The following is a 26171-nucleotide window of genomic DNA, read 5'->3' as shown; positions in this document are numbered from 1 at the left end:
TTTACCGATTATAGGTACTTTTGTTTTTTATCCATTGGAAAAGCTTTTAACACATATCAGTTCCCCGAAAGACCTCAAAAAACTGTCGTTGGATGAGCTGCCCAAACTCGCCCAAGAACTGCGTGAATTCATCATTGATATTGTCTCTACCAAAGAGGGGCATTTAGGAGCAAGTCTTGGGGTTGTGGAACTTACCATTGCCCTGCATTACGTTTTTAACACTCCCGAGGACAAACTCATTTGGGATGTGGGGCACCAGGCCTACGGCCACAAAATATTGACAGGCCGCAAGGAAATATTCGATACCAATCGCCAGCTCGGTGGAATCAGCGGTTTTCCCAAACGCAGTGAAAGCAAGTACGATGATTTTGGAACCGGTCATAGCTCCACAGCAATATCCGCCATTTTAGGAATGGCCATGGCCTCAAAATTGAATGGGAAACCCTCCAAACAACACATTGCCGTAGTGGGAGATGCCTCCATTGCCAGCGGAATGGCCTTTGAAGGGCTCAACCATCTTGGGGTAACCGATGTGAATGCACTGGTGGTTCTCAACGACAATGCCATTGGAATAGATCCCAGTGTCGGCGCACTGAAAAAATACCTCACCAATGTAAAAGCAGGCACGGCAAAGGATGAAAATATTTTCGAATGCCTAAACTTGACCTATTCCGGCCCAGTGGATGGCCATGACGTAAAAGGGTTGGTCCACGAACTTGAGCGATTGAAACATGTTGATGGCCCCAAACTCCTTCATGTAATCACCACCAAAGGGAAAGGCTTGAAAAAAGCAGAAGAAGACCAAGTGGTGTATCACGCTCCCGGAAAATTTGATAAAGTCACCGGGGAGCGACTCAAGAAATCCCAAGTTGTACAACCTCCTAAATATCAGGATGTTTTTGGACTTACATTGGTAGAACTTGCTGAAAAAAACAAAAAAATAGTAGGCATTACCCCAGCAATGCCCACGGGGAGCTCGTTAAAATACATGATGGAAAAAATGCCCGATAGGGCTTTTGATGTGGGCATTGCAGAACAACATGCCGTCACCCTAGCAGCGGGAATGGCAACCCAGGGGCTTGTTCCCTTTTGCAACATCTATTCCACCTTTCTGCAGCGGGCCTACGATCAGGTCATTCATGATGTGGCACTGCAAAACCTTCCAGTCATTTTTTGTTTGGATCGCGCTGGATTGGTGGGTCAGGATGGGCCAACACATCACGGGGTTTTTGATATCGCCTACTTGAGATGCATCCCCAACCTTACCCTGTTTGCCCCGATGAACGAGATGGAACTCAGAAACATCATGTATACCGCACAAATGGGATTGAGTGGCCCTATTGCCATCAGGTATCCAAGAGGACGCGGCGTAACTTTGGAATGGAAAAATCAATTTGAACCTATTGAAATTGGCACCGCCCGTTGTTTAAAAGAAGGAGCAGAAATCGCAATTCTCTCAGTGGGACACATTGGAAACGAGATTACACGGTTATTGGAGTCCCTTAATAACCCCGATTCCATCGGACATTACGATATGCGTTTTATAAAACCTTTGGATAAAAAGACGCTCCGTACTATTTTTAAAAAATATAATCATATCATTACCGTGGAGGACGGCTGTGAAATTGGGGGATTTGGTTCATCGGTACTTGAATTTGCCAATCAAGAGCACTATTCAAATCCCGTTAAAATTTTTGGTATTCCCGATGAGTTTGTTGCACAAGGCACAATCCCAGAGACGCACCAACTGGCTGGTATAGATTTTGATACCCTACATTCCTATATAAAATCAACCTTAGACCAATGCGATTAATTTGTTTTTTAGTCCTTTTTCTTACTATTATTCTTTCCGCCAGCGCCCAAGTAGCCCCTTTTAAGGTCTTTGAACTTAAATCCGATAGCACGGATTATACGTTTAAGGTGGTTCGCATTAAAGATGTAAAGCTGAAGTACGTCACGAGAAGTGCAAAACTTACGGACCCAAGAACTGTTCTAAATCGCATTAAGCCATTACGACGATGGTACAAACGATTTGAACCCACTTCGTTTTGGGAAAAAATCAATGAGTTTGGAATGAACATCAACGAGGTTTCCTTTGTGAACTGGAATGCGGGGGGTGACAATTCTGTTTCGGCATTGGCGAGCATGCGATTTGGCCGAAACTACAAATTCCGCTACCTCAATTGGAAAAATGAAGCTATTCTGCGATACGGTCTCAACGCCCAAGAAGGCAGGAAACTTCGTAAAACCGATGACCAGATTCGACTTTCCACCACTTTGAGTTTTAGAAAGGACACCCTTACCAATTGGTACTCTTCGGTAAAGGCGAATTTTAATACGCAGTTCTCAAACGGATTTAAATATCCCGATCGTGAAAATCCGATTTCCCGCTTTATGGCTCCCGGGTATTTGTTTCTTGGTCTTGGTATCTCCTATATTCCAAAAGATGATAAGTTCAACCTTTACATCTCTCCCATTACCATGAAATCCACTTTTGTGTTGGATGAAATGCTTTCCAGTCAAGGTGCTTTCGGTGTTGATGAAGGTGATAACCTCCTGACTGAGCTCGGTTTTCTTATTACCAATACATGGGAAAAGGAAATCCTAAGAAATGTGAAGTTAAGCCACCGGCTAAATTTATATACGGACTACCTCAACAGCTTTGGAAACATAGATGTGGATTGGGAGATGAATTTTAACCTAAAGGTCAATGATTACATCAATGCGAATATTGGTACCCACCTGATCTATGACGATGATATTAAATTTGACGAGGTTGTCGCGGAGGATGGCACCGTCGTGGACCCTGGAATACCCAGAGTTCAGTTTAAACAGCTGTTGGGGGTAGGGCTGCTTTACAGTTTCTAGATCTTACGCCCGGTCAGTTTATCATGGATATGCACTGCAGCACTATCCGATAAGCTGGCCACAAAACAACTTGTATCCAATAGGATTTTATAGACCGATGTATCCGCGTTCCTATAATTTTCGGGCAAGCTTCTTATTAACAAACCGTCATAATTGCTGGCATTACCCTCTTTGGTATTGATCAATGCCATAGTGTACATGTCCAACAAATCCGAAATGATTCGGTAACCGGCCAACTCTTTGTCGACCACTTCAATGGATTGATAGATTTTTTCCACACTCAATTTAATAATGTCTTCCACCTGCGGCTGATACTTTCCTTTGTCCAGCAGTGCGGAATCAAAAGTTCCATTGAGAATTTGGGTTTCGTGCTGAACGAAAACATCAACAGCATCCCTGATCAGGGTATTGATCGCTAAGGCCCTCAAATAACTCAATCGGTCACTGGAATTGGTCATGGCATTGTATTTTTTGGTGTTGATGGTGTCCTTCACCAAATTAATGAGGTATTCCAACGCATATTCCTCCGGAATAAGTCCCAAATTAATTCCATCCTCAAAGTCGATTATCGTGTAGCAGATATCGTCTGCGGCTTCCACCAAATAGGTCAATGGATGTCTAAAAAATCCGATTTCAGGATTATTGGGGTTGGGTACCAGACCTATTTCCTCTACAACCTCCAAAAAGAAGTCCTGTTCAGACTGGAAAAACCCGAATTTTTTATCCGCAATATGTTTGGATGGCTTTTTGGGAAGGGATGCCTTGGGATATTTCATAAAAGCCCCCAAGGTTGCATAGCTTAACCGTAATCCACCGGGAACACCTTCACGAGACTCTGTCAACAGTTTGAATCCGTTCGCATTTCCTTCAAAATCCACCAAATCCTGATATTCCTCCGGAGAAAGTAACCCTTTGTACTTTTTGCCATTCCCTTGCTTAAAATAATTGCCAATGGCCTTTTCACCGCTATGTCCAAATGGTGGATTCCCGATATCATGGGCCAAGGCCGCAGCGGCCACAATAGCCCCAAAATCATTGAAATGATAGCCGTGCACTTCCTTTAAATAAGGATATTTTGCAAGTATTTGCTGTCCGGCAATACGACCCAAACTTCTGCCCACCACCGAAACTTCCAAGCTATGGGTCAATCGGGTGTGTACAAAATCCTTTGTGGAGCCCACACTTATGGGCATGGGTACCACTTGGGTCTTATCCTGTAAACTTCGGAATGCCGAAGAAAATATGATGCGGTCGTAATCCACTTCAAAACCCAAGCGGGTCTCTTCCTGTTCTCTTCTAAGTCGTTTATGGGTATCTCCCTGTCTTTTTAGGGAAAGTAGTTGTTCCCATTCCATTGGCGGTAAATTTGAAGTGCAATATACGATCAACCTTTATGAAGTCAAAGAAAGAAAGCGTATCGGCGCTAAATCGCAGATTATTAAAAGTTTTAATGATTACTTAAACTTAAAATTACAGTTAAGAAATCTCAAGCAACCATTTTTGAAAATTAAACTAACGGATTTCTTTACGGATATTAGTTTTTGTCGACTATTCTTCGAAATCCTAGGGGCTGCCTTAAAAAGGTAGCCCTTTTTTGTTGAAATAACTTTTTTAAAATAACATAAAATAAACGTTAACTTAACACAAGGTATGGTTCTTTGCAGTGACAAAAACTAGTACCGTAATGAATTTCAAAAAGTTAGCCCTAATGGGGTCTTTCTTTCTATTTCTATACGTTCCCTTTTCGTATTCACAGGAAAATCAGCCTTCAACTTTTGGCAATGGCTTGTTGAACCTCACCGGTAAGGACAGTACTTGGTCTTCAAAAATTGGGGTAAGAATGCAACTACTGTCTATTTCAAGTTGGAGCAAAAATGATAATGGTTTCGGAAACCCCGAGCAAAACTTTTTGGTTCGCAGAGCACGATTAAAGTTCGATGGTTTTGTTTATTCCCCAAAACTTCAATACAAAATAGAGTTGGGACTATCCAATCGTGATATTTCAGGAGGTTCTGAATTTACCCGAAATACCCCTAGATACGTTATGGATGCTGTGGTAAAATGGAATTTTTACCAAAACTTTGAGCTGTGGTTCGGTCAAACCAAACTTCCCGGAAATATAGAGCGGGTTATTTCCTCCGCTAACCTGCAGCAAGTAGACCGCTCTTTGCTCAATAGCCAGTTCAACATTGATAGAGACATAGGTTTTCAGCTAAGACACCATTTTACCTTGGGCAAGAATACATTGGTACGTGAAAAATTTGCATTTTCCCAAGGCGAAGGTAGGAATGTCACCGAAGGAAATCTTGGTGGCCATCAATACACCACACGGTTGGAACTGTTGCCGTTCGGCAACTTCACATCAAAAGGGGACTATTCTGGAGCCGACCTGAAGCGCGAGAAAACCATTAAACTCATGCTCGGGGCCACGTATGACATCAACAAAGACGCCGTGAAAACGCGAAGTAATCTTGGAAAATACATGGTCAATGATATCGGCTTCTTTGAAACGGACATTTCCACAGTGTTTTTGGATGCAATGTTAAAATACCAAGGGTTCTCATTTATGGGCGAATATGCTGACCGAGACTCGGAAACTCCCATTGCCCTTAATTCGGATGGCTCCGAAACAGGTGATACAGTTCTTGTTGGAAATGCACTAAACCTACAAACGGGATATCTTTTCAAAAATAATTGGGAAATATCCGGACGGTTTACGAATATTGATCTAAACCAAGAAATAACCGGAAAAGAAGATCAAAAACAATTTACATTGGGCGTTTCCAAGTATATTGTAGGACATAAATTAAAGGTGCAAACCGATTTAAGTTACTTAACTTTAAGCATGGGAAATGATGAGTTAATGTGGCGTTTACAAATGGAGGTACACCTATAAATGATAACCTTAACATAACTTAAGCATAGGTCATTATCAAGATATTTGAAAAATTTTTTCTGAAGTTTTAACTATGGACAACATTTACCTCGTAATTATGGTTGCCTTGGCAGTCTTGGCCATTACAGATTTGGTCGTTGGTGTCAGTAATGACGCCGTTAACTTCCTAAATTCTGCACTGGGATCCAAAGCTATTTCTTTTAAGACCATAATGGTGGTGGCGAGTATAGGCATTGCCTTGGGAGCAATGTCATCCAGTGGTATGATGGAAGTGGCGCGAAAAGGCATTTTTAACCCATCCGAATTCGTATTTGCGGAGATCATGATCATTTTTATGGCAGTAATGATCACGGATGTATTGCTGTTGGATTTTTTCAACACGCTTGGAATGCCAACATCTACAACAGTTTCCATTGTTTTTGAACTATTGGGCGCGGCCGTTGCCATGGCCTTGATCAAAGTTTCGGGAACAGGTGGTGGTTTTGAGGCCTTGGGAAGCTACATCAATACAGGAAAGGCCACCGAGATTATTTTGGGCATATTATTATCCGTGGCCATTGCATTTACCATTGGGGCAGTTGTTCAATTTTTTTCCAGATTACTGATTTCGTTCCGGTTCAATGAACAACCTAAATGGATAGGTTCCGTTTTTGGTGGTTTGGCCATTACAGCGATTATCCATTTTATATTGGTAAAGGGATTAAAAAGTGCCAATTTGTTCAATGGCACCTTAACCGAGCTGGCCTCCACAAAACCAGAGGTGTTCCTTTTGGGAAATTTTATCTTTTGGACCCTTATCTCTTTTATCCTTACCACTACTTTTAAGCTCAATGTTTATAAAATCATTATTACGTTAGGAACCTTTGCCTTGGCAATGGCCTTTGCGGGTAACGATTTGGTGAATTTCATCGGTGTGCCCATTGCGGCCTGGCAATCTTTTCAGGATTGGCAAGCGTCTGGAATACCTGCTTCCGAATTTTCCATGGGCGGGCTTGCTGCTGCAGTCCAAACTCCGACCTATCTGTTGCTAATCTCCGGTCTTGTGATGATCATCACCCTCTGGTTGTCAACAAAGGCTCGCTATGTGACCGAAACCGAGATCAATCTAGCGCGTGAAGGAGAAGGAGAAGAACGTTTTCAACCTAATTTTCTATCCCGTCAGATTGTAAAATTCTCCATGACTGCCTTTGACAGCTTGTCCAATACCATCCCCAACGGATTTAGGGATAGGGTTTCGGGAAGATTGACGAAACCCAATCAATATATTCCCAAAGGAAAAGCACAGGATTTACCTGCTTTTGATATGGTACGGGCCTCCGTTAACTTAATGGTAGCGAGCGTGCTTATTTCATTGGCCACTTCCATGAAATTACCGTTGTCCACCACATATGTAACCTTTATGGTTGCCATGGGAAGTTCGTTGGCGGATCGTGCCTGGGGTTCAGAAAGTGCTGTTTACAGGGTGGCAGGGGTGCTCAATGTAATTGGAGGTTGGTTCTTTACGGCCATCAGCGCCTTTGTTTCTGCGGCCACAATCGCTTATTTGTTGCATTTGGGAGGTTTTGTTGCCCTTATCGCTCTATTATTGTTCGCCGGAATTCTTTTGGTAAGAAACTATTTGAGCCACACGCGCAAAAAAGTTGAGACCAAAGTGGAGGACATCCTACGAAAAGCAGAAAGCAGCTCCATTCAAGGTGTCATTGAAGAAAGTGCCACCAACATTGCCAGTGTGGTAAAACGAAGTAATAAAATTTATACAGGAGCGATAAACGGACTGGCAAAGCACGACCTTGAGGCATTAAAAAAGAACAACAAAGGGGTTAAAAAGCTGGCCAAAGAAGTTGATGGCCTTAAAAACAACCTTTACTATTTTATTAAGAATTTAGATGAATCCAGTGTGGGTGGAGCCAGTAATTTCTACATTACGTTGTTGGGCGTACTCCAAGATTTCACCCAGTCATTGGAATATATCTCCAAAGTGAGTTACACCCACGTTCTCAACAACCACAAGAAACTAAAATACAACCAGATCAAGGAACTTAAGGACCTAGATCACCTGTTAGAAGGTCTTTTTGCCAAAACAACTGAAACATTCAGTAAAAAGTCTTTTGAGAATATTGCTGGTATCTTAAATGAAAAGGATAAGTATTTTGACCTGATTTTGGATAAAGTTGAAAAACAGGTTGCTCGTACAAGAACCGAGGAAACCAGTCCAAAGAATACCACTTTGTACTTTTCTTTGCTTACCGAAAGTAAGGATATGGTAAAAGCCACGATTAAACTGTTGGAACTTTACTATTCTGAGCATGACAGCACCGTTGAACCTGCTCGAATAGACAAGAACAAGGATAAATAGGCTAACCCACTTATGTTTGTTTTATGAGACTTGTCTTTTTACTTATGGCATTGTGCTTCGTCGCCATTTCCCAAGCGCAAGACATCACGGCAACCCAACTTTTGGAAAAGACCATAACTTTTCATGATCCAAATGGCAATTGGAAGAACTTTGATGGCTCGTTTAAAGTGCGCATGAAGAGTCCCAACTCCAGCGATAGATTGAGCACGATTACCCTTAACGCACCCAAAGAACAATTTAATCTCTTGGTGGAAAAAGATGGTGATTCCTATACTTATCATTTTGATAAAGGAAATTGCACTACCACATTGAACGGTTCTTCAGAAATAAGCAATGAGGACAGGGAAAAATTCCGACTTACTTGTGAGCGCGGCCAAATGATGAAAAACTACTACACCTATCTCTACGGGCTTCCCATGAAATTAAAGGACCCAGGCACGCTTTTGAATCAGAAAGTGCAAAAGAAGATCTTTAAGGGCAAGGAATATCTCGTATTGAAAGTAACTTATGATGAGAATGTAGGCAGTGATGTCTGGTATTTCTATTTTGATCCCGAAACCTATGCTATGGAGGTCTACCAGTTCTACCATGATGAAAGCAAAAATGATGGGGAATATATTCTGTTGGAAGGCTTGGAGGAAATCAATGGAATAAAAATGCCTAAATCAAGAGCTTGGTATTTGAATAAGGACAACAAATACCTTGGCACTGATATTTTGACCAAATCCTAGAGAAAAACTTTTCTACCTATAGAAGTTCATCTCGTCCATGTACTTCCAAACAGTGCAAGGAAGCAGAGGCCTCACATTCTTGCCCTTTTTATGTTCCCTTCGAATAAAGGTGGATGAAATCTCCATAATGGGTGCATCTACCTTGGTGATTTTTGGATGGCCCTCAAACTTATGTTCTATTTTTCCCTCTGAAATTCTAGGATACACATAAATAGAATACTGCTCCAAAATAGTTTCAAAGTTTTTCCACTTGTGGAAGCTTTTCAAATTATCCTCTCCCATGATGAGCGCAAATTGATGGTCTTCCCCATAATGTTCATCCAAATGCACCAAGGTATTTACGGTGTAATTGGGTTGCGGTAGGTCAAACTCAATCTTGCTTGGTTTCAGTTTTGGATAATCCTGTACCGCCTCGTATACCATTTGATAGCGATGATGGTCCTCCAAAAGGGATTGCTTGGTCTTAAATGGGCTTTGTGGGGTTATCACAAACCAAACCTCATCCAAATCGGAAAACTCCACCATATGGTTGGCTATCGCTAAATGGCCAATATGAATAGGGTTGAATGTTCCAAAGAAGAGCCCTATCTTTTTCATGGTGCTAATCTTCTTTTGCGTCCGGGATTTTAGCCCCTACAAATTCCGCCACCAACGCATGGGCTTCCTTAAGGGCAACATCCAAATCGTAATTTTTGATGATCTTATCAAACTGGGGGGCCGTGGCAAGTTCCACGGATGCCTTTGCAATCCGCATGTTTATCTTGTCGTCACTTTCGGTGCTTCGCTTTTTCAATCGGATTTTCAACTCATCCACACTGGGAGGTTTTACAAAGACCGCCAAGGTTTCTTCCGGAAACTTCTTTTTTATGCGAAGTCCACCGGAAACATCAATATCAAAAATGACATTCTTTCCTTCGGACCAAAGACGTTCTACCTCTTCCTTCAGAGTTCCATAAAAATTATCACGATACACTTCTTCCCACTCCAAAAAGTCGCCTTGCTTAATATGCTTTTTAAACTCAGAAATGGACATGAAGTAATAATTCTCGCCGTGTTTCTCCTTTCCTCTTCGAGGACGGGATGTTGCCGAAATGGAAAAAGCCAGATTAAGTTCGGGCTGGTCGAGCAAATACTTGACAATGGTAGTTTTTCCACTGCCCGAAGGCGCCGAAAAAATAATAAGTTTACCCCCCTTTGTCATAGTACATTCAGCATTTGTTCCTTGATTTTTTCCAATTCATCCTTCATCTGTACCACCAACTGCTGCATAGGTGCATAGTTGGCTTTGGAACCTATGGTGTTGATTTCCCTACCAATTTCTTGGGCGATGAACCCCAACTTTTTTCCATTGGAATCATCTGATTTCAAGGTAGCTTCAAAATAGTTCAAGTGATTGGCCAGACGCACCTTTTCCTCGGTAACATCGTATTTTTCCAAGTAGTAAATGAGTTCTTGTTCAAACCGATTGGCGTCCACTTCAACCTTTAGATCACCCACAGCCCGTTCCAAACGCTCGCGCACGGTGGCCAAACGTTCGGGATCCATGGCATTGACTTGCTCAAGTAACGAGGTCAAATTTTTGATGCGTTCCACAAAATCCTGTTCCAGCACCTTGCCTTCTTCATTCCGGAAGACAGTAATCTCGGATAGGGCCTGTTTCATGGCATCTTTTATGGCTTCATACTCGGTTTCGTCAATATCGTCCTTATCGGTTTTAAGGGTGTCTGGCATCCGCAGTGCCAATTCCAAAAGTTTAATATCGTCCCCTTCGGCTATCTGGGCCAATTGTTCCATATACTTCTTAACCATACCCTTGTTGACCTCTGCTGTGGTTTCCTCTCCGGTTATCTCAACATAGAGCCCTAGGTCTACCTTTCCGCGGATAAGTACATCCGCGATCATTTTACGAAGCTCCAACTCCTTCTCGCGATAGGATTGGGGAATTCTGGCATTGATGTCCAAACTTTTACTGTTGAGTGATTTAAGTTCCACAGTAATTTTCTTGGATGGAAGCTGCGCCACATGCTTCCCAAAACCGGTCATGGATTGAATCATATAGAAATAGATATTTTGCCAAAGGTAACCAAAATAGCTTTTGGCCCCTTGACCCTGTGAAAGTGGAGTTTAAAATGGAATTATTCCAATTCCCTTACCCAAATGTTTCTGTAGCTTACCCTACTGTTGTCTCCGTGGTCTTGAAGGCGAAGTGGACCATCTCCATGTACGGGATTCTTAGGCCATCCTATATACGGAGTGGTTCCTTTAATCTCCACATGATCTTGGATAAGCACTCCATTATGAATCACGGTAAGGGTCCCTGATTTAACTTTTTGGCCCTTCTCAAAAACGGGCTCATGGTAAATGATATCGTAAGTGTTCCAATTTCCTGTTGGGACCGAAGCCATGGCCAATGGGGTATGTTGTTTGTAAATGGACCCCACCTGACCATTTACATAGGTATCGTTGTTATTGTTGTCCAACACCTGTACTTCGTACAATCCAGAAAGAAAGATTCCACTATTGCCTCTATGCTGTCCTTCACCGTTAACTTCAGCGGGTGATTTCCATTCGATATGAAGCTGAACACTTCCAAAATTTTGTTTGGTCTGGATGTCTCCAGTTCTGTCCTTCACCGTCATGCTCCCATCTTTGTTCACTGTCCATTTGGCTGCAGTACTATCCGCAGCACTGATCCAATTGTCCAAATTATTGCCATCGAAAAGTACTATGGCATCACTAGGTGGAGCGCCATCTTTTCCCGGCGTTACAACAGGCACAACAGGCTCATAAAATTCAGTGGCCTCTGGTTTGGTTGGCTCCACCTCTTGAGCGAAGATGAATCCTCCTGCAAGAGTGCAAAGTGCGATAAGGGTATTCTTTACTTTCAACATGTTATAGTTCTTTAATTTTAATGTTTCTATAGCCAATTACGATGGGCTCTCCGTGGTGTTGAAGGCCAATCTTCCCGGTTTTGAATTTCCCAAAATCCTCCCAATCAGCAAACTTGGATTTGGAAACCATTTCTTTCCATGCATCTCCATTTACTGGAAACTCCGCCACGGTGTTATCGTTTAGAACCACACTGCCCTCATTGGTTTCATGGTTGATGGTAATCACCATCCGGTTCCATTCCCCAACCGGTTTTACCGCAGTTGAATCAGTTGGAATCATATCATACAACGCTCCAGCTTGGCGGGTTGGTCCATTCTTTCCATCAGGATGGCCAATATTGTCCAGCACTTGAATTTCAGGTCCAGTTCTATAGGGTTCGTCATATTTTTCACCTTCCACAACACCCCACATGACGCCACTGTTGGCTCCTTCGGTTACCATCCATTCCAATGAAAGTTGAAAATTGGTATATTCTTTATCTGTTACCAGATTGTAGTGTTTCCCTTTGGATTCATCCAAAGTAGGGTCAAAAATCATGGCGCCATCTTCCAACTTCCAAGGTGCCCCTACTTCCGCGCCATTGAAAATGTGCCAGCCATCAAAAGATGAACCATCGAACAGAACAGTCCCCTCGTCTATGGGTGCCGGGGGAGGCATCCTTTCTTCACTACCGGCCATTGGGTCCGAATCAACCTCACCTTGCTTCTCCTGTTTTCCTTTACAGGCCAAAACCAGCACTGCAAAGACAATTCCTACTACTTTTTTCATAGTCCGAGTATTCTTTTAAGCTTTTCTGTATCTACATCAGCCCCTGCGAAATCATCAAAGGTTTTTTGGGTAGCCTCAATAATATGGTCTTGAATAAATTTGGCTCCTTCCCTAGCCCCTTGCTCTGGACTCTTGATGCAGCACTCCCATTCCATGACGGCCCAAACATCACATCCGTATTGGGTGAGTTTAGAGAAAATGGTCTTAAAATCGATTTGACCATCACCCAAAGAACGATATCGGCCTGCTCTATTTCCCCAATCGTTATACCCTCCAAAGGCTCCTTTTTTTCCAGTTGGATTGAATTCGGAATCCTTCACATGGAATGATTTAATGAATTCATGATAAAAGTCGATATACTCAATGTAATCCAATTGTTGAAGCACGAAATGGCTCGGGTCATACAAAATATTTACCCGTTTGTGGTTTCCAGTGGCTTTTAGGAATCGTTCAAAGGTATCTCCATCATGCAAATCCTCTCCTGGGTGAATTTCATAACAAACGTCCACACCTTCTTCATCAAAGTGGTTCAGGATAGGCATCCATCTTTTGGCCAATTCTTCAAAACCCATTTCAACCAAACCAGGAGGCCTTTGCGGCCAAGGGTGCATGGTATGCCAAAGCAAAGCTCCCGAGAAAGTAGCATGGGCATTCAACCCAAGCCGTCTGCTGGCAGTTGCGGCTTTTTTTACGGTCTCAATGGCCCATTTTGTGCGTTCCTTGGGTTTTCCATGAAGTTCCGCTGGTGCAAAGTTGTCGAACATAATGTCATAGGCAGGATGAACGGCAACCAACTGTCCTTGCAAGTGTGTGGACAACTCGGTTATCTCTAGCCCGTAGGAGTTAATTTTACCTTTGAGCTCGTCACAATAATCCTGACTTTCGGCGGCTTTGTCCAAATCAATCAGAAACGATTCCCAAGTGGGTATTTGAATTCCTTTATAGCCAAGGCTAGATGCCCATTTACATAATCCATCCAACGAATTGAACGGGGGTTGACTGTCCACAAACTGTGCTAAGAATACAGCCGGTCCTTTGATTGTTTTCATTTAAATTGGTTTTAAGAATCAATAAATCCTCAAAATATTGTGATTTATCTTCTATATTTAAAAAAATTCTATGATATTTTTACTTCCCATGGAGAAGACATAAATATAGGAATTCGCCAACAATAAAAACAACATAAAGTCTTTTAAATACCTCTTATGGAAAATGCATCTGCCCGTAATCTGTGGGGCGATTTTTTGGACGCCCATTTGGAGTTTGCTTCAAAAGATGCTCCCAAGGTCGTTAAGTTTTACGATAATGAAACAGATGCAAATACTTGTGTCGACTTAATCTGCAAAGAAACCAAAAGAGCTGTTTCTCAGTCTTTGATTGGATTGCAACAACGGAATGAGCCCCTACCCAAGATTGGAGAGTTTTCTGTGGTCACCGATTGGGAGGGAAAAGCCAAATGCATCATTCGCACCACCGCTGTAAAACTGGTTCCCTATTTTGCCGTTCGGGAAGAACAGGCCCGGTTGGAGGGTGAAGGTGATAAAAGCCTTGACCATTGGAAAAAGACACATTGGTCCTTCTTTTCCCGTGAACTTGCCTCCTTCGGGAAGATTCCGCGCGAGAGTATGATCGTGGTGTTTCAGCAGATTGAATTGCTCTATAAACGATAAAAAAATGGCCACTAGTTGCGGCCATTTTACTTTACTATTTAGGAGAAGCGGATTAATCCAAATCTACCCAAATGTTGCCCTGCTTGTGCGAGGCAACGGTACCCTCGATGAAATTGAGTCCCCGAACACCATCCAACATGGTTGGAAACTCTCCATCATTGTATTTTTCACCACGAATGGCCCTGGCCACTCCAAGATAAATATTGGCCATGGCATCAAAAATACCTTCGGGATGCCCTGGAGGTAATTTGGTTCCATCCAAAGAAAGTTCTGAATTGTAGGCATGCCCAGGCTTATAGATTTGTACAGGCTCCGTATCGCTCATTTTATAGAGGAAATTGGGTTTCTCCTGTTCCCATCTAAAGGCACCTTTTTCACCATAAATGGCAATGGCCAGCCCGTTTTCCTCACCAGTGGCCACTTGACTTGCCCTGATTACTCCCTTTACATTCTTACCCATACGGATCAATACGGTTCCGTCTACATCCATGACATTGTCATCATACATATAATTGAAGTCGCACAACAGGGATTTTACTTGCAATCCGGTGGTAAACTCCACCATATTGAAGGCATGGACACCAATGTCACCCATACAGGAACTGATACCCGCTTTTTTGGGGTCCAATCTCCAAACTGAAGATCGTTTTTCCTTGTCATGGATAATGGCGTTAATCCAACCTTGGTAATATCGGGCATCCACTTTGTGGATTTTCCCCAATTCACCGGCCTTGATCATTTCACGCATTTGACGCACCATGGGATACCCGGTATAGGTATGGGTAACCGCAAAAACAGTTCCCGCTTTGGCCAAAGTCTCTTGCAAAATCTTTGCTTCTTCATAGGTAGTTGTCATTGGTTTTTCACAAATGACATGAAACCCATTTTCCAACAACTTCTTGGCCATTGGAAAGTGAAGAAAATTAGGCGTCAATATGGAGCAAACTTGAATCCGTTCGTCCTCCGGAAGTTTCAATTCTTCCTCCACCAAGGTGTCAAAATCCTTATAGATTCGGTTGGTAGGAACATCTATTTCCTTTGCAAAGTTGACATTGTCCTCAAAATTGGGGTTGAAGACCGCCCCTACGATTTCATAGTTATCATTGATGAACGAGGCTACTCTGTGTAACACTCCAATGAGCGAATCTCCGCCTCCTCCAAGAATTCCAAGTCTTATTTTTTTTGGCATTTCCTTTTTATTTATTCGTATCTATTTTGTTACACAATTTCTTCTGATGTGTGTCCTTGTGGTACCCTTCTTTCCTCCAGTTTTTTCCTGAACATAAACAGTATCAGAAACAAAACACCAACCGTTAGGGGAAAGAACATCATTTTTCCCAATGTGGCCTTACCGGCACTGAGTTCGGCAATTTCTTCTGCTATACCAGAAGAGATGGCGGTCTCTTTTGCATTATCCAACCATGATCCGATCACAGGTTGCCAAATTGAAGTGGAGAACATTCCTGCGCCTCCAACCAAAGACATTCCCAAGGCACCTGTTTTGGGTAAATACTCCGAAGTAAACCCAATCATAGTAGGCCAAAAATAACAAACTCCCAGCGCAAAAAGAACTGCGGCCAAATAAATCATGGACCCTTCGGCAATACTCATACTATACACAGCTGCCGTAGTGATGATGGCCGACATTAATAACACGCCAATTGGGTTTAATCGGTGAACAATGGGCCCGGCAAAATATCTACCTAGAGCCATAATCCCTGTCACCATGGCCAATACCAACATAGGACTTGCCCCTGAATTACCCAAAATAGTCTCCACCCATTGCTGTGGACCAAATTCAGAAATTGCGGTCAACGTCATACAGATTAATATGAAAATGAATAGCGGGTCTAACAGTGATTTGATGTTTGTAGCGGTATCTTTTTCAATGTGTTCGCTTTCGGGAAGTTCTTGTTTAAAGAACATGTACCCATAAATAAGGGTTGGTATCAACATAACACCAATCTGTAATTGCCATCCCATTCCAAAATCGGTCATAAACTTGGAGATTAGGGAACCTATTACAATCCCTCCGGGAAACCACACATGAAACTTGTTCAGCATGGCTGTTCTGTTTTTGGTATACATGTCCGCAATCATTGGATTACAGGCAGCTTCAACGGCTCCGTTGGCAAACCCAATAAAGAAGGTTGAAATGATAAGGGTCCAAAACCCTCCTGCGAAAATGGTCAACAACAACCCCAAGAGATGTGAAAAGAAAGCGGCCACCATAATTTTTTTGGCTCCCAATTTGTTGTAAAGAAGCCCTCCGATAATCATGGCTACTGGAAAACCAAAAAATGCCATACTGTTGATCCAGCCCAATTTTTCATTGGAAATCTCAAACTCCTCTCCCAATTGGGTCAATATACCCGCTCTAATGGCAAAGGTCATTGCGGTAACCACAAGCGATATACATGCCGCGATAAAAATTTGATTCTTGTTTACTTGTTTCATTAGATACAATTTAGTCAGTTAATTTCTATTTATATGATACGTTTTCATTTTTAAAGAACAACATAAAAATGGCTGCCACCCCTAGTGCAAAGAAGGCAGGGAAGCGCCAAATGTTCATCCAGTTGTGTTGGTTTTCATTGATAAGGTTGGCATCGGTAATTTGTCCGGCCACCCAAAACCCAATCAACATTCCTACGCCATAGGTTGCCAACGTAATTAATCCCTGAGCGGCACTTTTGTATTTGTGCCCAGCTTTTGAATCGGTATAAATTTGACCTGATACAAAGAAAAAATCGTAGCAGATACCATGCAGGGCTATCCCAATCAATAACATAACGGCCATATCACCGGCATTGCCATAGGCGAACAACAAATAACGGATGGTCCATGCCAGCATCCCGGCCATTATGGTCTTTTTGAATCCGAATTTTGTAAAAAAGTACGGCAATAGGAGCATAAAGAGCACTTCGGAAAGTTGCCCGATGGTCATTTTACCTGTTGGATTTGCCATCCCGATTTCTGACAAGAATGGATTGGCGTTTTGGTAATAAAACGCTAGTGGGATGCAAATCAATACGGATGAAATAAAGAAAATCAAGAAGTTTTTATCCTTCAATAGCTTCAATGCATCGAGTCCCAGCATTTCCGAAATTCTTACTTTTTCCGTTTTGTCCACCCTTGGCGGGGTCTTGGGTAATGTAAAGCTGAAAATCCCCAATACCGCGGATGCCAACGCCACCATTAGGAACGTATTCTTCAACATGCCAGATTGTATTCCTTCGGGCGAATCCCAAAGAAATAGATAGCTGATTACGAGTCCAGCCACAATCCAACCTATGGTTCCAAAAACCCGAATGGGTGAAAACTCCTTGGCAGGGTCTTTCATTTGATTGAAGGAAATTGAATTCACTAATGCCAATGTAGGCATGTACAGAATCATATACCCCAATACGTACGGATAGAATACAGAAAAATCAGTGGTCTGGTACATCTGATACATCAACAGGGCTCCTACCAGATGAAGCACCCCTAATATTCGTTCAGCGTTAAAATATCTGTCGGCAATCAGTCCAATAATAAAAGGTGCAATGATCGCCCCCCATGATTGGGTTGAAAATGCTTGTGCCATTTCACCTCCAGTGGCGTTTAGATTATTGCCCAAAAAGGTTCCCAAAGTGACAAACCAACCTCCCCAGATGAAGAACTCCAAGAACATCATGAACGAAAGTTGGAACTTTATCTTTGTACTCATATAGAGTTTACCTTTTATAAAATATATAGTCCAAAGGTTCTGGAACGATACCGGAATCCCTAAAATCTTTTAAAATCTGACCTCTGTGGTGGGTAGAATGGTTCACCACATGAAACAGAATATCCTGAACTTCATTGGCAAAGGTTCTTCCCTCACTATTTTCATAGTCCACTCTTTTGTGAAGGTCGTTTGCATTGGTAATGATCTCAAACGAACTCCTTTGGTTGTCATAATGGATGTCTTCCCATTTTGCAAAGGGATGCTCCTGCCAAACGCTATACTCCGAAGGATTTCCCAAAATCCGTTGGTTCCAAATATGATGGGCGTTTAGGATATGACTAAAAAGACGAGTGCAGTTCTCCGGAATGTTCTCCAGGGAACCACACTGTGCAATCAATTTTTTGTTGCAATAGTAATTATAGTCGAAGAGTTGTTGTAAAAATCCCTTCATACGGTCTTTACCTTAAAGCGGTGGTTAAAGTAGCTCCTCCAACAGTTTTTTGGTAGCCAAAATTCCGTCTTCCTCGCCCATTTCGTTTCCTTCATACTCCACATCAATAAATCCAGTATAACCAGAATCTTTAATGATCTTGATCATTCTAGCAAAATCGATAGTGGTCTCTTTGCCTTCTTCATCAAAACCATAGGATTTGGCACTGACCCCTTTGGCATAGGGCATCAATTCCTCTATACCTTTATATCGATCATATTCCTCAACGCATTTGGATTCGTAGTATGATCCATCTGCTCTTTTGATACAGAAATTACCAAAATCGGGAAGTGTTCCGCAATTGTCCATCCCTACCTTTTCTATTACCGAAGACAACCATTCCGCATTGGAAGAAGGCCCTCCATGATTTTCCACAATCACATTGATGTTCTTGTCCTTGGCATAGGTGCATAATTGGGTGAGTCCGTCAACAGAGGCTTCCACCCATAAACTTGGGTCCATGGTACCGCTTAGGTTCACCCGAATGGAATGACAGCCTAAAGCCGCTGCGGCATCTACCCATTTGTGATGGTTTTCAGCAGCCTCTTTCCGTTCATTTTCGTCCTCCGCGGCAAGATCCCCCTGTCCATCAATCATGATCAATAGGTTCTCCAGACCATACTTTTCGCTCTCGACCTTACACTTTTCAACAAAAGTGTTCATGGCTTCTTCTGAGAAATTATCCTTTTCCAAAGTTGGGTAATAGAGCTGGCTTACATATTCCAATCCATCAAAACCCCATTTGCTAGCTTTTTCAGCAAATGTATAGGGGTCCACGCCCTCTTCGCGAATCATTCTGTTGATAGACCATTGGGCCAAGGAAAGTTGATAGGTAGGCTCGGTAATTTCGGCCATTACTTCTTCTGATTCTTGATTTGCAGAGGTTTCCTTTTTTTGATTCGGTTTACAGGAGTAAAAACCTGTTACCACAATTGCCAAAACAGCCAAAAAACCGTTTTGAAAAACATTCTTTTTCTTCATAAACTCAAACTATCGATTTTCTTATAGAATCCAAAAACTACAACGTTATAGTACAGAATTCTCAATAAACATAGGGATTAAATGTAGAAAATTAATTTAATAATTAATACATTTAGCAAATAAACAATCCGAATAAATGAGTAAATTTTATTACAACGAGGAGCAAGAATCATACGATGCCATTGTAGTAGGAACAGGCATTAGCGGTGGTTGGGCTGCAAAGGAGCTGTGTGAAAATGGCCTCAAGACATTAGTTTTGGAACGTGGCCCCATGGTTAGGCACAGAGAAGATTATCCCACGGCCAATTTAGACAACTGGGATTTCCCCCATAACGGTGAATTGCCACGAGAAAAAGCTGCCAGACAGGAAAAACAAGCCAGGACCGGATATACGGTTAAGGCGCCGCACAATTTCTGGTTTGTGGATGATATCGATCACCCGTATAATGAAACCAAACGATTCGATTGGATGCGAGGGTATCACGTTGGTGGACGTTCCATTATGTGGGGTCGACATAGCTACCGTTGGAGCGACATAGATTTTGGAGCCAACAAAAATGACGGTATTGCTGTAGATTGGCCTGTTCGTTATAAAGATATTGCGCCTTGGTACGACAAAGTTGAAAGTTATATTGGGGTTACCGGTGAGACCTTGGGATTGGAACAACTTCCTGACGGTGTTTTTGAGCCTATGATGGAACTCAACTGTGTGGAGAGCCATGTAAAAGATAAAGTAGCCGAACATTTTGATGGGCGTGTGATCACTGCAGGTAGGGTGGCCCACATTAATAGTGATAAACAGTTTGATGGCGATGGACGTTCCCGCTGTAAGTTTAGGAACCGTTGTATGAGAGGTTGTCCGTTTGGGGCCTACTTCAGTAGTGTTTCTTCAACCCTGCCGGCAGCGGAAAGAACAGGCAACATGACATTACGGCCAGATTCCATTGTCCATGAAATAATTTATGATCCCAATACCCAAAAAGCAACGGGGGTAAAAGTCATAGACCGTGAGACCAAAGAGGAGTTTGAGTTCAAGGCCAAGGTGATTTTCCTTTGCGCCTCTGCCATCGCTTCCACTTCCATTTTGATGCAATCCAAATCAGACCGATTCGAAAATGGATTGGGTAATGATTCGGACCAGTTGGGAAGAAATATCATGGACCACCACTTAAATGTAGGGGCTTCAGGTAAGTTTGACGGATTTGAAGACAAATACTATAAAGGAAGAAAGCCAAACGGCGTATACATTCCACGATTTAGAAACTTGGGAGGCAACTCCAATATGGATAAGTTCATCAGGGGGTATGGATACCAAGGGGGTGCCCGTAGAGAAAACTGGGAAGAATCGATTGCCGAGCTTTCCTACGGAAAAGACCTTAAAGATGCTATTCTTAAGCCGGGTGGATGGAACTTCGGAATCGGAGGATTCGGTGAAGTATTGCCATACGAAGACAACAGAATGACCCTTGACTATGACAAGTTGGATCAATGGGGATTGCCTACCGTTACCTTTGATGCCGAATTAAAGGACAACGAATGGAAAATGCGTGAAGACATGAAAGAACAAGCCGTTCAAATGCTTACCAAAGCTGGTGTTAGGGATGTTGAACCGTATGATAACCCTGGCGCATTGGGTCTTGGAATCCACGAAATGGGAACCGCCCGTATGGGTCGTGATCCCAAAACCTCTGTTTTGAACGGATACAACCAAGTCCATGCCTGTAAAAATGTTTACGTGACCGATGGAGCTTTCATGACATCTGCAAGTTGTGTGAATCCTTCATTGACCTATATGGCGTTTACTGCAAGAGCTGCAAACCATGCCGCTCAAGAACTTAAAAAAGGAAGTATATAATGGAAAGAAGATCTGCACTTAAAAATATGGGATTGGCCTTCGGTTACGCTGTGGCCACCCCAACACTCTTGGGAATACTTCAAAGTTGTAAGGACAAAGCTCCGTATGCGGAATGGGTGCCCTCTCTTTTGAGCAAGGACCAAGGTTATGCCCTTGCACAGACCTTGGATATTATATTGCCGAAAACGGATACCCCTTCAGCAACTGAATTGAACCTTCATGTGTTCATTGATTCGTTCTTGAATGAGGTGATGCCAGAAGACCAATTGAATTTTGTGAAGCTGAAAATGGACAGGTTTTACGATAAAGTCCTATCGGATTCTGGAAAAGAATCCTTAGCGGATGTGGAAGCTACTGATATTGAGCCCGTTTTAAAAACCTACTTGGCCAAACGTACTCCAGAAGTGGAAGAAGCCCATACAGATGCCATAAACAGTTATATGGAGTCCACAATGGACGGTGGTCAAGCGGATATTGACGATGACATTGCCCGTTTCTCCTTTGCAAATGATATCAGGGACATGGCCATTTGGGCCTTTAAGAATACAGAATTTATTGGGGAAGAGGTATTGGCCTACGATCCTATTCCTGGCCAATACATTCCATGTGACGATGTAACTGCATTGACTGATGGCAAAGCCTGGTCGCTGTAGTTTTGTTCTCCTTTTAATTTGAAATAAAAAACCTCCTTTAAAAGGAGGTTTTTTTTGTTATTGGGTTCTTCTCGCGTTAAATGAAAATACCTCGGATTGTTCTGAGTGGGGTGAACATTCTCCGAGGCATCTAATCAATAAACACTATCACACATACTGATAAAGCTCAGTACAGGCTATGATCCGCACATCAAGCAATCATCGTCTGCTTGACCTTCCTTGGCGCGTGCGATCATTTCTTTCATCTCTTCAGGCGTCATAGGGCGTATATCTACTTCCTGCTGAGTTGCATCCACAGCTTCCACTTTTATCGCTTCAGCTGAAGCTGCCGCCGTCATTTCCGCTTCGGTGGCCACTGCAACGGGCTCTTCTTTCTTCGTGTTATCCAAGGTGAACTTGATGGCATCCACTGCAGATTTGGTCCTTAGATAGTACATCCCTGTTTTAAGACCACTCTTCCAAGCATAGAAATGCATGGATGTAAGTTTGGAGTAGTTCGCATTTTCCATGAAGAGGTTCAACGATTGACTTTGATCAATAAAGTAGCCACGTTGTCTGCTCATATCAATGATGTCTTTCATGCTAAGCTCCCAAACCGTCTTATAAAGCTCCTTGATGTCTTGCGGAATCACATCAATATGTTGAACGGAACCATTGGCACGCATCAACTCTTGTTTAAGATTTTCGTTCCATAGACCCAATCGAACCAAATCCTCCAAAAGGTGCTTGTTCACCACGATGAATTCTCCAGACAATACCCTACGGGTATAAATGTTGGAAGTGTAGGGCTCAAAACATTCGTTATTCCCCAAAATCTGTGATGTTGAAGCAGTCGGCATCGGCGCTACCAACAAAGAGTTCCGAACACCGTTCTTTTTGACATCCTTTCTAAGTTTATCCCAATCCCATCGACCTGAAAGTTCTTGGTCCTTGATGCCCCAAAGATTATGTTGAAATTCTCCTTTTGAAATCGGTGAACCTTCATAGCTGGAATAAGCCCCTTCTTCTTTGGCCATTTCCATGGAAGCAGTTACCGCCGCGAAATATAATGTCTCAAAGATTTCCTGGTTCAATTTTTTGGCTTCATCACTGGTGAAGGGCATACGCAACATAATAAACGTATCGGCCAAGCCTTGTACCCCCAAACCAATTGGTCGGTGTCGCATATTGGAATTCCGCGCTTCTTCCACTGGGTAGAAATTACGGTCAATTACCTTATTTAGGTTTTTGGTCACTCGTTTGGTTACCCGGAAAAGTTCCTTGTGGTCAAATTCCCCATTTTTGATGAACATAGGCAACGCAATGGAGGCCAGATTACATACAGCCACCTCATCAGGAGAAGTGTACTCCAAAATCTCAGTGCACAAGTTGGAAGAACGGATGGTTCCCAAGTTCTTCTGGTTACTCTTACGGTTGGCGGCATCCTTGTAGAGCATGTACGGAGTTCCCGTTTCTATTTGGGACTCCAATATTTTCTCCCAAAGATCACGAGCTTTAATGGTCTTGCGTCCTTTTCCTTCAGCTTCATATTGGGTGTACAGCTTTTCAAACTCTTCGCTATGGTTACTGAACAACCCTGGGCATTCATTGGGGCACATCAACGTCCATTCGCCATCCGCTTCCACGCGTTTCATAAACAAGTCTGGAATCCACATGGCATAGAACAAATCGCGGGCGCGCATTTCTTCTTTTCCGTGGTTTTTCTTCAAATCCAAAAAGTCGAAAATATCAGCATGCCAAGGCTCCACATAAATGGCGAAGCTCCCTTTTCTTTTTCCACCACCTTGGTCCACATAGCGTGCTGTGTCATTATAAACGCGAAGCATGGGCACAATTCCATTTGAGGTTCCATTGGTGCCGGCAATGTAGGAACCTGTTGCTCTAATGTTGTGGATTGAAAGTCCAATTCCTCCAGCAGACTGCGAGATTTTAGCGGTTTGCTTCAAGGTATCGTAGATGCCATCTATACTGTCATCCTTCATCGCCAATAGGAAACAGGAAGACATTTGTGGTTTTGGTGTTCCTGAATTGAACAAGGTTGGTGTAGCGTGCGTAAAATACTTTTTGGACATCAACTCATAGGTCTCTATGGCAGATTCCATATCATTCAAATGGATACCAACGGCGACACGCATGAGCATGTGTTGGGGGCGTTCTGCAATTTTTCCATTGATTTTAAGCAAATAGGAACGTTCCAAGGTTTTAAAACCGAAATAATCGTAGCCAAAATCCCGGTTGTAAATGATGGTTGAGTCCAAGGTCTCGGCATTTTCAGAAACCACTTTATAGACCTCATCAGATAACAAAGGAGCCTTTTTTCCTGTTCTTGGATTCACATATTCGTAAAGATCCTTCATGGTTTCGGAGAAGGATTTTTTGGTATTCTTATGCAGGTTGGAAACAGAAATTCGTGCAGCCAACTTTGCATAATCTGGATGCGTAGTGGTCATGGTGGCGGCAATCTCAGCAGCCAAATTGTCCAACTCGGATGTGGTAACCCCATCGTACAATCCCTCAATAACGCGCATGGCAACCTTTACCGGGTCCACCAAGGGATTGAGTCCATAACAAAGTTTTCTAACTCGGGCCGTAATCTTGTCGAACATGATCGGCTCCTTTCTTCCATCTCTTTTTACTACATACATGGCGCTACGAATATTTAGTGTTATTGTTGGTTTCTATGAATGTTAAAAATTTAACATTTTATGTTGAGTGCATCAAGACTGCCGGTGCTATCGGAAGTCAACAAATACTTTGGTTACTTAAAAATCTGCGTCGAAACTGATTTTTTGTGAATCAGAATCTTGCTCCTTGTTCAAAACACCTGCCTTTTGATACTCCGACACGCGTTTTTCAAAGAAATTGGTCTTGCCTTGGAGTGAAATCATATCCATAAAATCAAATGGATTGGTGGCGTTGTATACCTTCTCGCATTGCAACTCCACCAACAAGCGGTCGGTTACAAACTCCAAGTATTGGGTCATTAATTTGGCGTTCATCCCAATGAGACTCACCGGAAGTGATTCGGTGATAAATTCCCTCTCAATGTCCAGAGCATCCACAATGATTTCCTTGATACGTTCTTTGGGAACCTTGTTCATCAAATGGTTGTTATGAAGGTGCACCGCATAGTCACAATGCATTCCCTCATCGCGGGAAATCAATTCGTTGGAAAAGGTAAGTCCGGGCATAAGTCCTCTTTTCTTCAACCAAAAGATGGAGCAAAATGCACCGGAAAAGAAGATACCTTCCACAGCGGCAAAGGCGATCAATCGTTCTGCAAAGCTGGGAGATTCAATCCATTTTAAAGCCCAATCGGCCTTCTTTTTAATGGCAGGAAAGTTTTCAATGGCCTTGAAGAGGACATTTTTTTCTTTTTCCTCTTTCACATAGGTATCGATGAGCAACGAATAGGTTTCTGAATGGATGTTCTCCATCATAATCTGGAAGCCGTAGAAAAATTTCGCTTCTGAATATTGCACCTCGTTCACAAAGTTCTCAGCCAGGTTTTCGTTCACAATTCCATCCGAAGCGGCAAAAAATGCCAAGATGTGTTTTATGAAGTACTGCTCATCACCGTTTAACTTCGTGTTCCAATCCGATAAGTCTTGGTGAAGATCAATCTCCTCAGCAGTCCAAAAACAAGCTTCCTGTTTCTTGTACCATTCCCATAAATCGTGGTGCTTAATGGGGAAAATGACAAATCTATCTTTGTTTTCTTGTAAAATGGGTTCAATTGCTTCTGACATAATCGCTCGTTAAAATTTACAATCTGGAAGGAGATTCCCTTGTGAACAGAGCTAACAAAGATTCAAAATTGTTATTAGAATGTAAAGAGGGTTTTCGCGAAACGGGAGCAAAGTTTTTAACACTGACTGTTGAAATCTCGGGCAGCGGGTTACCCTCGGCGGCCTCAGCAAAATATGGACTTTGATAACTTTTTGGGGCTTAATTTATAGACAACAAAAAAGACCAAAAAGTATATTGTAACATACTGTTTGGTCTTACTGCTTATGAATTGCGGTTAGTGCTATTATGATGTGTATTACCAAACGTACGGCCTCTTCAGGATAGGCCATTGGAAATATTTAATTCTAGGTAGTTCCCCCGAAACCTAAAACCAAACGGTAAACCAGGGCTCCTCTGAAGATTTTTCTTTGCAAGCGGTTTCTATAATCAAGAGAATTGGTTGCTTTGGCCGTACTATTTATTGGTAATAATGATATGAACGTTATCTGGGACCTTGATGACTTTCAACAGCCACTCTATCCCATTTAGTGGCTTGGGTCTTTAAGTCCTTAC

At 42.5% G+C, this 26171-nt stretch carries 22 protein-coding genes; 8 read left to right on the top strand and 14 right to left on the bottom strand.

Annotation, left to right across the window (positions count from 1 at the left end; all coding sequences use genetic code 11):
* Positions 1–34: 34 nt before the first annotated feature.
* Together dxs and ACFSJE_RS11380 are read left to right on the top strand one after the other, a co-directional pair.
* Positions 35–1813, top strand: coding sequence for a 1-deoxy-D-xylulose-5-phosphate synthase (gene dxs, locus ACFSJE_RS11385; RefSeq protein ID WP_379831096.1), 1779 nt, complete (start codon positions 35–37; stop codon positions 1811–1813).
* Positions 1804–2868: a DUF3078 domain-containing protein gene (locus tag ACFSJE_RS11380; protein ID WP_379831095.1), complete on the top strand. Its 1065-nt coding sequence runs from the start codon at positions 1804–1806 to the stop codon at positions 2866–2868. The genes dxs and ACFSJE_RS11380 overlap by 10 nt, the downstream gene beginning before the upstream one ends.
* On the opposite strand, the gene dgt is transcribed toward ACFSJE_RS11380, so the two are convergent.
* Positions 2865–4223, bottom strand: coding sequence for a dGTP triphosphohydrolase (dgt, locus tag ACFSJE_RS11375; RefSeq protein WP_379831094.1), 1359 nt, complete (start codon positions 4221–4223; stop codon positions 2865–2867). The genes ACFSJE_RS11380 and dgt overlap by 4 nt on opposite strands.
* Before the next feature lie 353 nt (positions 4224–4576).
* Between dgt and ACFSJE_RS11370 the strand changes: the two genes are divergently transcribed.
* The 3 genes from ACFSJE_RS11370 (at position 4577) to ACFSJE_RS11360 (ending at position 8851) form a co-directional block, all read left to right on the top strand.
* Complete coding sequence (locus ACFSJE_RS11370) at positions 4577–5764, top strand: porin (protein WP_379831093.1); 1188 nt, start codon at positions 4577–4579, stop codon at positions 5762–5764.
* Positions 5765–5837: 73 nt separating this feature from the next.
* The gene (locus tag ACFSJE_RS11365; RefSeq protein WP_379831092.1) at positions 5838–8120 is read left to right on the top strand and encodes an inorganic phosphate transporter; all 2283 of its coding nucleotides are present in this window, start codon (positions 5838–5840) and stop codon (positions 8118–8120) included.
* 44 nt (positions 8121–8164) lie between these two features.
* The gene (locus ACFSJE_RS11360; RefSeq protein WP_379831091.1) at positions 8165–8851 is read left to right on the top strand and encodes a DUF6503 family protein; all 687 of its coding nucleotides are present in this window, start codon (positions 8165–8167) and stop codon (positions 8849–8851) included.
* A gap of 12 nt (positions 8852–8863) precedes the next feature.
* Here ACFSJE_RS11360 and nadD read toward each other — a convergent pair whose 3' ends face one another.
* The 6 genes from nadD to ACFSJE_RS11330 all read right to left on the bottom strand — a co-directional run bounded on the left by nadD (position 8864) and on the right by ACFSJE_RS11330 (position 13560).
* A complete protein-coding gene (gene nadD, locus ACFSJE_RS11355; RefSeq protein WP_379831090.1) occupies positions 8864–9448 on the bottom strand; it encodes a nicotinate (nicotinamide) nucleotide adenylyltransferase in 585 nt (194 codons plus the stop codon).
* Positions 9449–9452: 4 nt separating this feature from the next.
* Positions 9453–10052 (bottom strand): guanylate kinase, encoded by a 600-nt coding sequence (gmk, locus tag ACFSJE_RS11350; RefSeq protein ID WP_379831089.1) that lies wholly within the window; start codon positions 10050–10052, stop codon positions 9453–9455.
* Positions 10049–10906: a YicC/YloC family endoribonuclease gene (locus ACFSJE_RS11345; RefSeq protein WP_379831088.1), complete on the bottom strand. Its 858-nt coding sequence runs from the start codon at positions 10904–10906 to the stop codon at positions 10049–10051. Before ACFSJE_RS11345 ends, gmk begins: the two co-directional genes overlap by 4 nt.
* 80 nt (positions 10907–10986) lie before the next feature.
* Positions 10987–11742: a 3-keto-disaccharide hydrolase gene (locus tag ACFSJE_RS11340; protein ID WP_379831087.1), complete on the bottom strand. Its 756-nt coding sequence runs from the start codon at positions 11740–11742 to the stop codon at positions 10987–10989.
* Position 11743: 1 nt separating this feature from the next.
* Complete coding sequence (locus ACFSJE_RS11335) at positions 11744–12511, bottom strand: 3-keto-disaccharide hydrolase (protein ID WP_379831086.1); 768 nt, start codon at positions 12509–12511, stop codon at positions 11744–11746.
* The gene (locus ACFSJE_RS11330; RefSeq protein WP_379831085.1) at positions 12508–13560 is read right to left on the bottom strand and encodes a sugar phosphate isomerase/epimerase family protein; all 1053 of its coding nucleotides are present in this window, start codon (positions 13558–13560) and stop codon (positions 12508–12510) included. Before ACFSJE_RS11330 ends, ACFSJE_RS11335 begins: the two co-directional genes overlap by 4 nt.
* A 156-nt stretch (positions 13561–13716) precedes the next feature.
* On the opposite strand from ACFSJE_RS11330, the gene ACFSJE_RS11325 reads away from it, so the two are divergent.
* The gene (locus tag ACFSJE_RS11325) at positions 13717–14181 is read left to right on the top strand and encodes an ASCH domain-containing protein (protein ID WP_379831084.1); all 465 of its coding nucleotides are present in this window, start codon (positions 13717–13719) and stop codon (positions 14179–14181) included.
* Between the two features lie 52 nt (positions 14182–14233).
* Here the strand turns inward: ACFSJE_RS11325 and ACFSJE_RS11320 are convergent, their stop codons facing one another.
* From ACFSJE_RS11320 to ACFSJE_RS11300, 5 genes are read right to left on the bottom strand one after another with little or no spacing between them, the layout of a single operon-like run.
* Positions 14234–15370: a Gfo/Idh/MocA family protein gene (locus tag ACFSJE_RS11320; protein WP_379831083.1), complete on the bottom strand. Its 1137-nt coding sequence runs from the start codon at positions 15368–15370 to the stop codon at positions 14234–14236.
* A gap of 29 nt (positions 15371–15399) precedes the next feature.
* The gene (locus ACFSJE_RS11315; protein WP_379831082.1) at positions 15400–16638 is read right to left on the bottom strand and encodes an MFS transporter; all 1239 of its coding nucleotides are present in this window, start codon (positions 16636–16638) and stop codon (positions 15400–15402) included.
* Positions 16639–16663: 25 nt separating this feature from the next.
* Complete coding sequence (locus ACFSJE_RS11310; RefSeq protein WP_379831081.1) at positions 16664–17890, bottom strand: nucleoside permease; 1227 nt, start codon at positions 17888–17890, stop codon at positions 16664–16666.
* Between the two features lie 7 nt (positions 17891–17897).
* Positions 17898–18341: a DinB family protein gene (locus tag ACFSJE_RS11305; protein WP_379831080.1), complete on the bottom strand. Its 444-nt coding sequence runs from the start codon at positions 18339–18341 to the stop codon at positions 17898–17900.
* A gap of 24 nt (positions 18342–18365) precedes the next feature.
* Positions 18366–19361 carry a sugar phosphate isomerase/epimerase family protein gene (locus ACFSJE_RS11300; RefSeq protein ID WP_379831079.1) on the bottom strand — a complete coding sequence of 332 codons (996 nt, stop codon included), beginning with the start codon at positions 19359–19361 and terminating at the stop codon, positions 18366–18368.
* A 136-nt stretch (positions 19362–19497) separates the two neighbouring features.
* Between ACFSJE_RS11300 and ACFSJE_RS11295 the strand changes: the two genes are divergently transcribed.
* Positions 19498–21216 carry a GMC oxidoreductase gene (locus ACFSJE_RS11295; protein WP_379831078.1) on the top strand — a complete coding sequence of 573 codons (1719 nt, stop codon included), beginning with the start codon at positions 19498–19500 and terminating at the stop codon, positions 21214–21216.
* Positions 21216–21869, top strand: a complete 654-nt coding sequence (locus ACFSJE_RS11290; protein ID WP_379831077.1) for a gluconate 2-dehydrogenase subunit 3 family protein — start codon at positions 21216–21218, stop codon at positions 21867–21869. The genes ACFSJE_RS11295 and ACFSJE_RS11290 overlap by 1 nt, the downstream gene beginning before the upstream one ends.
* Before the next feature lie 176 nt (positions 21870–22045).
* Here the strand turns inward: ACFSJE_RS11290 and ACFSJE_RS11285 are convergent, their stop codons facing one another.
* Positions 22046–24514 carry a ribonucleoside-diphosphate reductase subunit alpha gene (locus ACFSJE_RS11285; protein ID WP_379831076.1) on the bottom strand — a complete coding sequence of 823 codons (2469 nt, stop codon included), beginning with the start codon at positions 24512–24514 and terminating at the stop codon, positions 22046–22048.
* A gap of 117 nt (positions 24515–24631) precedes the next feature.
* A complete protein-coding gene (locus ACFSJE_RS11280; RefSeq protein ID WP_379831075.1) occupies positions 24632–25618 on the bottom strand; it encodes a ribonucleotide-diphosphate reductase subunit beta in 987 nt (328 codons plus the stop codon).
* Positions 25619–26171 lie beyond the last annotated feature (553 nt).

The sequence above is a fragment of the Flagellimonas iocasae genome (genome assembly GCF_042682725.1).
In the GTDB taxonomy this organism is placed as follows: Bacteria; Bacteroidota; Bacteroidia; order Flavobacteriales; family Flavobacteriaceae; genus Flagellimonas; species Flagellimonas iocasae.
This window is presented reverse-complemented; position numbering and strand designations above follow the sequence as displayed.

What these genes read in the sequence shown, in the direction of transcription:
- gmk (WP_379831089.1), bottom strand. Translation starts at nt 10,052, where the DNA reads ATGACAAAGGGGGGTAAACTTATTATTTTTTCGGCGCCTTCGGGCAGT.
- ACFSJE_RS11380 (WP_379831095.1), top strand. Translation starts at nt 1,804, where the DNA reads ATGCGATTAATTTGTTTTTTAGTCCTTTTTCTTACTATTATTCTTTCC.
- ACFSJE_RS11345 (WP_379831088.1), bottom strand. Translation starts at nt 10,906, where the DNA reads ATGATTCAATCCATGACCGGTTTTGGGAAGCATGTGGCGCAGCTTCCA.
- ACFSJE_RS11305 (WP_379831080.1), bottom strand. Translation starts at nt 18,341, where the DNA reads ATGAAGGGATTTTTACAACAACTCTTCGACTATAATTACTATTGCAAC.
- ACFSJE_RS11335 (WP_379831086.1), bottom strand. Translation starts at nt 12,511, where the DNA reads ATGAAAAAAGTAGTAGGAATTGTCTTTGCAGTGCTGGTTTTGGCCTGT.
- ACFSJE_RS11295 (WP_379831078.1), top strand. Translation starts at nt 19,498, where the DNA reads ATGAGTAAATTTTATTACAACGAGGAGCAAGAATCATACGATGCCATT.
- ACFSJE_RS11340 (WP_379831087.1), bottom strand. Translation starts at nt 11,742, where the DNA reads ATGTTGAAAGTAAAGAATACCCTTATCGCACTTTGCACTCTTGCAGGA.
- dgt (WP_379831094.1), bottom strand. Translation starts at nt 4,223, where the DNA reads ATGGAATGGGAACAACTACTTTCCCTAAAAAGACAGGGAGATACCCAT.
- ACFSJE_RS11310 (WP_379831081.1), bottom strand. Translation starts at nt 17,890, where the DNA reads ATGAGTACAAAGATAAAGTTCCAACTTTCGTTCATGATGTTCTTGGAG.
- ACFSJE_RS11365 (WP_379831092.1), top strand. Translation starts at nt 5,838, where the DNA reads ATGGACAACATTTACCTCGTAATTATGGTTGCCTTGGCAGTCTTGGCC.
- ACFSJE_RS11320 (WP_379831083.1), bottom strand. Translation starts at nt 15,370, where the DNA reads ATGCCAAAAAAAATAAGACTTGGAATTCTTGGAGGAGGCGGAGATTCG.
- ACFSJE_RS11315 (WP_379831082.1), bottom strand. Translation starts at nt 16,638, where the DNA reads ATGAAACAAGTAAACAAGAATCAAATTTTTATCGCGGCATGTATATCG.
- ACFSJE_RS11325 (WP_379831084.1), top strand. Translation starts at nt 13,717, where the DNA reads ATGGAAAATGCATCTGCCCGTAATCTGTGGGGCGATTTTTTGGACGCC.
- ACFSJE_RS11285 (WP_379831076.1), bottom strand. Translation starts at nt 24,514, where the DNA reads ATGTATGTAGTAAAAAGAGATGGAAGAAAGGAGCCGATCATGTTCGAC.
- ACFSJE_RS11290 (WP_379831077.1), top strand. Translation starts at nt 21,216, where the DNA reads ATGGAAAGAAGATCTGCACTTAAAAATATGGGATTGGCCTTCGGTTAC.
- ACFSJE_RS11330 (WP_379831085.1), bottom strand. Translation starts at nt 13,560, where the DNA reads ATGAAAACAATCAAAGGACCGGCTGTATTCTTAGCACAGTTTGTGGAC.
- nadD (WP_379831090.1), bottom strand. Translation starts at nt 9,448, where the DNA reads ATGAAAAAGATAGGGCTCTTCTTTGGAACATTCAACCCTATTCATATT.
- ACFSJE_RS11370 (WP_379831093.1), top strand. Translation starts at nt 4,577, where the DNA reads ATGGGGTCTTTCTTTCTATTTCTATACGTTCCCTTTTCGTATTCACAG.
- ACFSJE_RS11280 (WP_379831075.1), bottom strand. Translation starts at nt 25,618, where the DNA reads ATGTCAGAAGCAATTGAACCCATTTTACAAGAAAACAAAGATAGATTT.
- ACFSJE_RS11300 (WP_379831079.1), bottom strand. Translation starts at nt 19,361, where the DNA reads ATGAAGAAAAAGAATGTTTTTCAAAACGGTTTTTTGGCTGTTTTGGCA.
- ACFSJE_RS11360 (WP_379831091.1), top strand. Translation starts at nt 8,165, where the DNA reads ATGGCATTGTGCTTCGTCGCCATTTCCCAAGCGCAAGACATCACGGCA.